Origin of the sequence: Frankia sp. AiPs1, from assembly GCF_023716945.1 — a bacterium.
Lineage (GTDB): Bacteria > Actinomycetota > Actinomycetes > Frankiales > Frankiaceae > Frankia.
On record NZ_JAMQQF010000214.1, the window covers coordinates 1 to 9278 of the forward strand.

Consider the following 9278-nt stretch of genomic DNA (forward strand, 5'->3'; position numbering starts at 1 on the left):
GGCACGCGCCCTCGGGCCGGCCGGCGACCCTGGGCTGGCCGGGAACCCCCGGTGGGCCGGGTAGTTCGGGTGGGCTTGCGACTTCGGGTGGGGCGGGTCCTCAGGCGCGGTCCGGGGCTTCGGGCGGGCGAGGATCGGCCGGCGACGACGGCGCGGTCCGCGGCGGCGAACGGGTCGACTCCCACCGCACCATCGCCCTGCACCGGGTGGCTGCCGAGCGGGCGGCCCTGATGCGGGTGCGCCGCCAGCGGCTGATCCTGCTGGCGGCGGTGTTCCCGCTGTCCGTCGTGCTGGCCGCCGTGTTCGGCGGGATGTGGATCGCCGTGCAGCTCCTGGCCGATCTCGGGCTCGCCGGTTACCTCATCCACCTGCGGCGCGCCGCTCAGGTCGAACGCCGACTGGCGATCACCCGGGTCTCGATCGAGCGCCGGATCGAGGCCGAGCGGGTCGCCCGCAGCCGCCGCCGTCCGATCGGCTCGTCCTTCGCCTACCACGAGCGGGATTCGGGCGCCCAACACGAGCGGGATTCGGGCGCCCAGCACGAGCCTGATGCGGGCACCCAGCACGAGCGGGATGCCGTCTCCCGGCACGAGCCGGGTTCCGGTCCCCGACCCGAGCGGGGTTCCGGCTCGACCGGCGGCGAACGGCACGGGCGTCCCCAGCCGGCGGCGGAGCTCACCCCCGAGGAGCTCGCGCACGCCCGGGCAGAAACGATCGACCTCGGCGGTCTGCTGGCCGCCCAGCACGCGTATCGCGACGTTGCCGGGCAGGACGAGCAGCCCGCACCGACCCGGTGGACGGGCGGCGGAGACCGTCCCGGCGGCCCGGTCGCGCCCGGCGAGCAGGAGCCGGGCGGCTACGCCGCCGCGGCTGGGTGGGACGCCGCAGCCCCGGGCCGCCCGGCGAGCGGCGGCCACGCGAAGATCCTGCACGGCTACGCGCCGCCCGCCGGCTCCGCAGCGCCTGCCGGCTATGACGCTGCTGGCTACGAGGCTGCTGGCTACGAGGCTGCCGGCTATGACGCTGCCGGCTATGACGCTGCCGGTTATGAGGCTGCCGCCTACGACGTCGCCGGTTATGAGCGGGCGGGCTACGACGGTGCCGGCTATGACGGGGTCGGATACGACGAGGTCGGATACGACGAGGTCGAGGCGGACACCGACGTCGAGATGGCGGCCGGGGAGGTTGCGGCTGCATCCGCCGCACGCATGACCGCCCGGCCGGCGGTCCGTCCCACCAACCGGCCGACCACCTCGCGTCCCGGCCGCGTCCAGATCAACCCGCCGGGCACCCACGGTGGGCTGGTCGCCTCCCCGGAGGCCGCACCCGCCGGCGGGTCCGCGGCCGGCGACCCGGTCGGCGAGAACCCCGCTGAGATCGATCCGCTGCTGCGGCGCCACGCCGTCGGGAGCTGAGCGGGGCACCGCCCCGGCGGCCCGCCACGCGACGCTGGACCCGACCGCTCAGGGCAGCGGGCCCAGCCGGGCGACCGCGCGGACCGGCGCGCCGTCGGCCGCGGCGAGTGGCAGGGGGAACAGGAAGATCTCGACCGTCCGCCCCTGCTCCCGGGCCCGCAGCAGCCTCGCCAGGCCGGTGAGGTTCTCGGCGATCACCGTGCCGGCGCCGCACAGCACCCGATGTGCCGCCAGGCTGAACTCCTGGCCCGTCCCAGGCGTGCGGTCCACGCTCAGGGCGTCGATGCCGACGGTCCGCACCCCGGCGTCGACGACGGCCCTGGCCGTCTCCGGCGCCAGGTAGGGGTGGCGCAGATAGTCGAGGTGCCCCCAGCGGTCCGACCAGCCGGTCACGAACAGGACGACGTCGCCGGGGCGCAGCGTCGCCGGGAGCGCGGCGGGCCCGATCGCCCCCTGCGCCGCCTGCCCGCGGGCGTCGATGAGCACCGCCGGGCCGGTGAAACGGTCCAGCGGCAGCTCGTCGAGCCGGGGCAGTGCGTCGTCGATGTGCCAGGGCGCGTCGACGTGCGTGCCCGACTGCGAACCCAGGTGCAGGCGTTGCACGTTGACTCCGTCCTCGGCCGCGCGCAGCGCCGGCGCCACGGCCACCTCGGGATCTCCCGGGTACACGGGCATCCCGCTGACGATCGGCACGGACAGGTCGACCAGTTCGCTGCCCTGCGCACCGCCATCGTTGGGGATGCTCGGCATGGGGATGCTCGGCATGAGGACCTCCGGCAGTGGGGGACACCCGCGTGCGGCGGGCCATCGCACCACCATGCCCGCCGGCCCCATGCCCGTCGGTCTGGAAAGCCAGGTAAGTCCGGTGACCGGGCGGGTGAACGCGGCTGACTGGCCGGCCGGCCGACTTGCTGGGTGTCAGACCGTCGTCTCGGCGAGCTGCGCCTGCACGATGCGGACGACGTCGTTGATCGTGGTCAGGGTGAAGACGTCCTCGTCCTCGATCTCGATGGCGTACTCGCGCTCGATCCGGGCGATTGCGAGCAGAACCTTCACCGAGTCGGTGCCCTCGACCGTCCGCAGGTTCAGGTCCGCGGCGAGGGCCTCGGCGGGCAGGCGGAGCGCGCCGGCAACGATCTCGGTCACGGTCTGGGTGATCTCCGCATGGGCTGACGATGATGACGACGACGATGGCGACGATGGCGACATCGGGACTCCTCGGATCGTGCGAGCTGCGATTCGACGCGGATGAGGCGACGGGCGAACCCCGGCTCCGCCGGCCAGCGGGGCCGGGGCTCGCCGACCCCGTGGCATGCCGGCGGAGCCTGGGGCGTCACGCCATGGAGTCGGCGAGGGCCTGTCGGATGTCGGAGTTCCGGGTCAGGTCACGACCGATCGCGCTGCCGAGCGCGCGGCGTAGCTTGGCCTGGAGTCGGTCCTGTTCGTCCGGCGGCGAGAACCGCAGGTAGACGTCGATCACGTCGTCGACGGTCTCGTATCCCCGCATCTCCTCGACGAGCTGATGCTTGTAGACCCCGACCGGGTGGTTGAGCCGCGAACTCGTCGCGTAGAAATGGACGCGCTCCAGGACCGAGGTGAGTTCCTCGGGGTGCTGGTTGAGCCGCCGCTTCAGGTAGTACAGGAATTCGCGGGCGTGGCCGGCCTCGTCGCGGCTCGCCCGCAGGAAAAGGTCGGAAAGGATGGGTTCGCGGACCCAGGCGGAGAGGGCCCGGTATGCGGTGTTGACGATGATTTCGGAGATCACGTTCGTGGCCAGGGTGGCGCTCGGCGTGATGCCCCGCTCGTACGGCTCCCGCAACGCCTCGATCCTGGCCTGGTCGATGTGCACGTCGACCGCCTTCAGCCAGGCCCGGAAGGCGTAGTGGTGCTGGAGCTCCTGGTAGGCCCAGACGGCCACGAAGGCCGAGCAGTCGTAGTCGTCGTCGAACTCGCTGAGGAATCCGTGTAGCCCGGGCAGCGAGGTCGCCTCGCCCATGACGACACCCTTGACGAGCGAGATGTAGGCCGGGTCCACCAGATCGCGTCGGACATTCTCCAACCCGAGCTCGGAAACCTTCCACTGAAGGCGCTCGTAGTGTTGGAAAACCTCGAAACTGTGGGCCTCTTCGGGGGCTGCGGTCGGCATCCGTGAGCTCCTTTCGAGCTTCCTGCCTGGCCTTCCGGCCCCCACTATTTATTCTTCGCCCGGCCGCGACAACCCACTACCCGGTTCTCAATCGGCCCATCGCGATCAGTTATCACCGCCGCCGGGCAGCGGGATGCTGGCCGGGCTCACCCGCAGTGGTCACGTTGTGTCGTGGTCGGAGGTGCCGAGTTCGGCGATGTAGGCGGCCAGCGTGCGCGGTTCGCGGCGCAGGACCGTGCGGAGCACGAGCGGGTTGCCGCCGTGGAAGCCATGGCGGTCGTACTCGTCGAACATCGCGGCCAGACCGGCGGGCTGCCCGGGCGGCAGGGTGAAACCGGCGGGCAGGTCCCCGGCGGTCACCCCGCGGCCGCAGGCCTCGGCCATCAGCTCGGCGAGCCGGACGCGGTCGACCGTGCCGGGCGCGGCGAGCTCGAACGTGCCGAAGGAGAGTCGATCGTCGACGAACGCGAGGGCCGCGGCCTCGGCGACGTCGCGATAGTCGACGTAGGTCATCTGCGCCTGCTTCGACCAGGGCATGACGAGCGTGCCGGTGTTCCGGGCCTGCTCGTAGGCGCCGTCGAGGCCCTGCATGTACATCGCGGGCTGCAGGATCGTGAAGTCCAGGGTCGAGCTGTAGAGGGCCGCCTCGATCGGCCGGGTGCTGGCGTGGTTCTCCAGCGGCAGGGAGGGGTGGTAGACCCCGTTGTAGACGATCTTGCGCACTCCCGCGGCCTGCGCCGCCTCGATGAGGTTGAGTCCCATCTTCGTCGCGTCCGGGGCGAAGGCGGGTGTGATCAGAAACGCGCCGTCGACGCCGTCGAGTGCGGCCCGCAGGCTGCCCGGGTCGCCGAGGTCCGCGGACACGGTCTCCGTCGCGCCGTACCCCAGCGGGATGTCGCGCTTGGCCGGGTCGTGCACGGCCGCGCGCACGTCGAGGCCGTGCCGCACGAGGGCGGGCACGACCAGCCCGGCGTACGTGCCGGTTGCCCCGGTCGCGAAGATCTTCACTGCTGCTCTCCCTCGGCCGAGGCATCGGTGCAGTCGGCTGTCTCAGGCATGCGTTTGTTCCTTCTGGCTGGTCTGGACGGTCGGGGTCAGCGCGGTGGTCCGACGACGATGTTGCCGAACTTCTCGGCCGCCTCGGCCATCCGATCAGGTGAGATCTGGAAGCCGTCGGGTCGCGGGGTGGACATGTCGCGGCCGGCGTAGCGAAACATGCCCTCGATACCGGCCGGCGTGTTGATCATCAGCAGGTCCGCCTTCTTCGAGGTGACCCGATATGAGTGCGGTTCGCCCTTGGGGAGGAAGACCACGCCGCCCTCGGACAGCTCGTACTCGCGGTCGTTGTGCCAGACCAGCGCGGTGCCACTGATCAGCATGAACACCTCGTCCTCACGCACGTGCTGGTGATACGGCGGCGCCTCGCCCTCGCTGACGTCGAATCTGCCCATCATCAGTTGGCCGTCGGTCGCCGCGGCGTCGAGCACCATCGTGAGCGTCCCGCCGTCGAGCCATTCGAGCTGCTGCTGATCCTTGGCCTGAGCGAGATACAGCATGCTCACGTGCTTCTCCTTCGCGTTGTGGACAGGGCCGGCCGGCCGGCAGAGCGGGCCGCGGCTGGCGTGGCGGCCTCACCTCGAACGTAGGCGTACCGGCCGCCGGCACGCATTCGCCCGCTTGCCGAAAACATGCTCCTTGTTGCGGAGTTTCCCCCGCTCCCGATCGCGCCTATGCCCCGCACAAGTGGCCCGCAACCTCTGTCCGGTACCCGCTGTCCCGCAACCTCTGTCCCGCAACCTGGGTCCCGCAACCTGGGTCCCGCTCCTACGCCGCGCGGCTGTGGCGGAAGGCCCGAGGCGCCATGCCGGTCTCCCGGCGGAACGCGGTCGAGAACTGGCTGGCGCTGCTGAACCCGCACAGGTCGGCAATCTCGGTGACCGTGAGGTCGCTGTCCGCGAGTCGACGCCGGGCCACCTCGATCCGCATCCGAGTGAGGAACCGGCGTGGTGGTTGGCCCGTCGAGGCATGAAACACGCGCACGAAATGGTAGGGGCTGAGCCCGGCGCTGCCGGCCAGGTCCGACAGTGACACGGGCAGGTGCAGGTTGTCCCGCATGAACTCGATCGCGGTGCGGACCCGAGAGTCCTCCCGACCCCCGTCGACCCCGCCCATGCCGACGGGGCCCGCCGACCCGTTCCCGTAGTGGCTGAGCACGTGCGCAAGCAGGAACGCCGCCGAGGTCTGCGCGTACAGCTCGTCGACGCCGGCAGCCAACGCGTGCGTCAGCCCGGTCAGCGCACTGCGCACCACGTGGTCCTCGGTCAACACCGGCGCCGTGAAGGTGACCGGGGCTGATCGCCGACGGTTCAACACCTCGGCGGTGCGTTCCAACTCGTCGCCCGGGATCACCAGGACACTGAGTTCGCGGATGCCGCAGCCCGCCCCGGTCCACTCGTAGCTCAGTGGAACACCGGCCGGGACGAGCCAGGCCTTCCCCGGTGCGAGGTGAGCGGACCGCCGCGTCGCGCCGTCCCGTCGCTGGACGGCGACGGTTCCCCGGGTCACCAGCATGATCCGAAGATGGGGTAGGACGCCCATGTCGGCGCGACCCGACGCGTCCTGTCGCTGCGCGACCCGGACCAGCACCGACGACCACCCGGCGTCCCGCACGCTGCATTTTCGGGTGGTGCAGTGCACGTCCTCGTCGAAGCGTCGGGCCAGTTCGGCGGCGGCGAACCGGGTCGCCCCCGAAGCCGATGGATCAGCTGGTGAATCAGCCGGTGAAGCAGACGTCACGATGGCCTCCCGCGGGCGTGCTCGAGGTCCACGGCGCACGCAACGTCGCCGCTTTCGACTAACCTGCCCCCATCCTCTGCCGTTAGGCGGACAGCCGGACAGCTGGACAGGCGCTGTCGCTGTGACGCCCGGTGATCATCTGGAGGCGAGCGGCCTGTCGTCGGCGCGGTCCAGGCGGACGTGGAAGAGGTACCGCCCAGCCCCGGTCCGCGCGACGCCGTCGGTGACCTGTCGCCTCAGCCGAGGGCGGCCTGCGCGCTCGCGGTCATGTGGACGCCGGCGGCGAAGTCGGCCACCGTGGCCGCGTCCCAATGCAGCTGGCCGGGGATCTGGAAGATGAGATACGAGTCTCTGCCCGCGGGCAGCAGTAGGCCGCGCGTGCCCGAGTCGGGGGCCGGCGGCTGGGATTGCGCGGGATCCTGCGGGTCGGGGAAGGTGAACAGCCGGGCGGCGACGCCCCCCACTCTGATCGTGGTCTGGTGGGCGCGCGGGACAGCGACTTCGTCCGGGTTCGCCTTACCGATGAGAATCTTGCCGATGAAGGAGGTCGGGTCCTTGTCGGTCGCACCGACCCGCGCGATGACCAGGGAGTATCGGTTGACGTTCTGGATCTGCCAACCATCGGGGACCTTGTCGATGGTGTAACCGACTGGTTGAACACCCCGGTAGGCAACGAGGGAGATCGTGGCGGACAGGTCGGTGCCGGCCACCGGTCCGCGGCTCGAAGGACCGGCCGTCGCAACGGTCGACGCAACGGTCGACGGGGAATCCGCCGCCAGGCGTGGCCCCGCGATCAGCGCGCCGGCCAGCGCGGCGACGAGGCCGGTCGTGGTCGGGACGACGGTCCAGCGGATCCGGCGGTTGCGGGCGAGAACTCGCCGTCCGCGGGCGAGGTCACCGTCCACGGTGGCCAGGGTCGGCGCGACCGGCGCGGCGTCAGCCGCTTCGTGCAACAGGGTGCGCAGGTCAGACATCGAAGACTCCGCTCAGCTGATAGCGGTCGGGATGGGGGACGTTGTCCTGCCGGTCGGATGTCGCGGTGCACGCGTCGGGAGCCGGCGCCGGCCCGGACAGCCGTTCCCGCAGCCGGTCGATCGCCCGGGCAGCCTGGCTCTTGACCGTGCCCTGCGAGCACGACAGCGCCTGCGCCGTGTCCGCCACGCTCAACTCGTGGAAGTAACGAAAGACCAGGACGGCGCGCATGCGCGGCGGTAGTTCCCGCAGCGCCTGATACATCGCCTCGACGCGGTCGCCTGCCCGCGTGTGGCCGGACCTCAGCACCAGGGACGCCGGATCGACGGCGTCGGTGATCTGATCGGTCGAGCGCTCCCGGCGCCACGGCCGGCGCTTCTCGTCAATCAGCGCGTTCGCCAGGCATCGCCGCGCGTAGGCGTCGGGATTTCGCGCACCGCGATACCTCGGCCAGTGCACATACAGCGCCGTAAGCGTCGACTGCACCAGGTCCTCGGCGAGGTGCCGATCACCCGCCGTCAACAGCGTGGCGGTCCGCACCAGGTCCGCCCGGTGCGTCAGCACGAAGGCGCGGAATTCCTCGTCCCGGTCCGATGTCACGGATGCTCCAGTGTGGTCATGCCCCCTCGACGGACCTCCACGGCACAAAGGTTGCATACCCGGTCCCCCACCTCACCGGACTGAGCACGCCACACGGTTCGCAGGAGATGTCCGGATGACGGCCCCGGCCCACTGTTCCCGGTAAGCACAGCCAGGGCGGCCGATGCGGCGGCTCGTGGCAGGATCGTGAAGCCGTCGCGGCTGATCGTGCTGCCGACGTGGCTGATCGTGCTGCCGACGTGGATGCACGAGCCGAGGGCTCAGCGGGATCGATGTCAACCGGGGGTGTCGAACGTGCGAAAGATCGTCGTGTACGAGTTGCTGTCTCTCGACGGCGTTGCCGAGGATCCGGATCAGTTCATCACCGACTGGGACGACGCACTGGACGCCAACCTCGCCGCAGTGATCGCGACGCAGGACGCGGTGATCCTCGGCCGGCGCAGCTACGACGAGTGGGCTCGGTTCTGGCCATCCAGCGAGATCCAGCCATTCGCGACCTTCATCAACGGGGTCGCGAAGTACGTCGCGACCTCCGCGCCGCTTGATCGGGAGTGGACCAACGCAACCGTCGTCGACGGTGATCTGGTCGAATTCGCGCGAGCCCTGAAGAACCGGCCCGGAGAAGACATCGGCGTCCACGCCAGTATCTCGCTCGCCCAGGCGTTGCTCGCCGCGGACGTCGTCGACGAGCTCAGACTCGTGATCGCACCGAGGATCGTCGGCAGCGGACGAAGACTGCTGGACGGGTTGCCGTCGACTCGGCTCCAAGCGATCCGGAGCACGACGTCACCGACCGGTCATCTACTTGTCGACTACCGCCCCATCCGGTAGGCGCCGCGCGGGCCGCCCGATCCGCTCACCCGCTGGACGAACCCTGGACGGCACGAGTATGCACAGTCCCTCGACGGCTGCCATCGCGCACTCTCCTCACCTACATGAGGCGGCCACGTCCGACGGCGGCCACACGTCGGGGGGATCGGGGGGTCGCCCCCCCGAAAAGCATCGCGGCCCGCCGGGAAGCCGCCCAAAAGGCGGCGACCACGACGGGCCAGCGCGTGGAGGTGAGGGGACTCGAACCCCTGGCCTCCTCCGTGCGAGGGAGGCGCTCTACCAGGCTGAGCTACACCCCCTGGAAGTAACCGAAGCTTACAGGACGGCGAGGGCCATGTGACGACCACCCCCGGTCGGAGTGCGCCGTCGTCGATCGGCCGGCCCGGAGGGCGGGGTCAGCCGATCCGCACGGCGCGGTCGCTGTGGGTCTCGGAGCGGGCCTCGGCGCGGGCGGTGGGGAGGGCCACCTCGGCGAGGTCCGCGCGGCGGCCCGGGTGTTCCGCGGCGCCGGCCGTGAC

9 protein-coding genes, 1 tRNA gene and 1 pseudogene are annotated in these 9278 nt (G+C 70.9%); 2 read left to right on the top strand and 9 right to left on the bottom strand.

Annotation, left to right across the window (positions count from 1 at the left end; genetic code table 11):
• Window positions 1-1415: pseudogene (locus ND748_RS18085) on the top strand (hypothetical protein); the annotation flags it as partial.
• A 48-nt stretch (window positions 1416-1463) separates the two neighbouring features.
• On the opposite strand, the gene ND748_RS18090 reads toward ND748_RS18085, so the two are convergent.
• From ND748_RS18090 to ND748_RS18125, 8 genes are all read right to left on the bottom strand, one after another.
• Entirely contained in the window at window positions 1464-2180 is a 717-nt protein-coding gene (locus ND748_RS18090; protein WP_251746996.1) for a cyclase family protein, read from the bottom strand.
• A gap of 153 nt (window positions 2181-2333) precedes the next feature.
• Window positions 2334-2624 (bottom strand): acyl carrier protein, encoded by a 291-nt coding sequence (locus ND748_RS18095; protein ID WP_251746997.1) that lies wholly within the window; start codon window positions 2622-2624, stop codon window positions 2334-2336.
• A gap of 124 nt (window positions 2625-2748) precedes the next feature.
• Window positions 2749-3561, bottom strand: coding sequence for a ferritin-like domain-containing protein (locus ND748_RS18100; RefSeq protein ID WP_251746999.1), 813 nt, complete (start codon window positions 3559-3561; stop codon window positions 2749-2751).
• 159 nt (window positions 3562-3720) lie between these two features.
• Window positions 3721-4569, bottom strand: coding sequence for an SDR family oxidoreductase (locus tag ND748_RS18105; RefSeq protein ID WP_251747000.1), 849 nt, complete (start codon window positions 4567-4569; stop codon window positions 3721-3723).
• 86 nt (window positions 4570-4655) lie between these two features.
• On the bottom strand, window positions 4656-5123 hold the full coding sequence (locus ND748_RS18110; RefSeq protein WP_374215962.1) for a cupin domain-containing protein: 468 nt from the start codon (window positions 5121-5123) through the stop codon (window positions 4656-4658).
• Window positions 5124-5385: 262 nt separating this feature from the next.
• Entirely contained in the window at window positions 5386-6357 is a 972-nt protein-coding gene (locus ND748_RS34680; RefSeq protein ID WP_251747001.1) for an AraC family transcriptional regulator, read from the bottom strand.
• 236 nt (window positions 6358-6593) lie between these two features.
• On the bottom strand, window positions 6594-7331 hold the full coding sequence (locus tag ND748_RS18120) for a hypothetical protein (RefSeq protein WP_251747003.1): 738 nt from the start codon (window positions 7329-7331) through the stop codon (window positions 6594-6596).
• On the bottom strand, window positions 7324-7929 hold the full coding sequence (locus ND748_RS18125) for a SigE family RNA polymerase sigma factor (RefSeq protein WP_251747004.1): 606 nt from the start codon (window positions 7927-7929) through the stop codon (window positions 7324-7326). The genes ND748_RS18120 and ND748_RS18125 overlap by 8 nt, the downstream gene beginning before the upstream one ends.
• Before the next feature lie 294 nt (window positions 7930-8223).
• Between ND748_RS18125 and ND748_RS18130 the strand changes: the two genes are divergently transcribed.
• On the top strand, window positions 8224-8760 hold the full coding sequence (locus ND748_RS18130) for a dihydrofolate reductase family protein (protein WP_251747006.1): 537 nt from the start codon (window positions 8224-8226) through the stop codon (window positions 8758-8760).
• A 225-nt stretch (window positions 8761-8985) separates the two neighbouring features.
• Here ND748_RS18130 and ND748_RS18135 read toward each other — a convergent pair.
• A tRNA-Ala gene (locus ND748_RS18135) sits at window positions 8986-9059 on the bottom strand.
• Between the last annotated feature and the right edge of the window lie 219 nt (window positions 9060-9278).

Bases quoted from the DNA above. Each gene is read 5' to 3' on its own strand.
- ND748_RS18090 (WP_251746996.1), bottom strand. From the start codon at position 2,180: ATGCCGAGCATCCCCATGCCGAGCATCCCCAACGATGGCGGTGCGCAG.
- ND748_RS18095 (WP_251746997.1), bottom strand. From the start codon at position 2,624: ATGTCGCCATCGTCGCCATCGTCGTCGTCATCATCGTCAGCCCATGCG.
- ND748_RS18100 (WP_251746999.1), bottom strand. From the start codon at position 3,561: ATGCCGACCGCAGCCCCCGAAGAGGCCCACAGTTTCGAGGTTTTCCAA.
- ND748_RS18120 (WP_251747003.1), bottom strand. From the start codon at position 7,331: ATGTCTGACCTGCGCACCCTGTTGCACGAAGCGGCTGACGCCGCGCCG.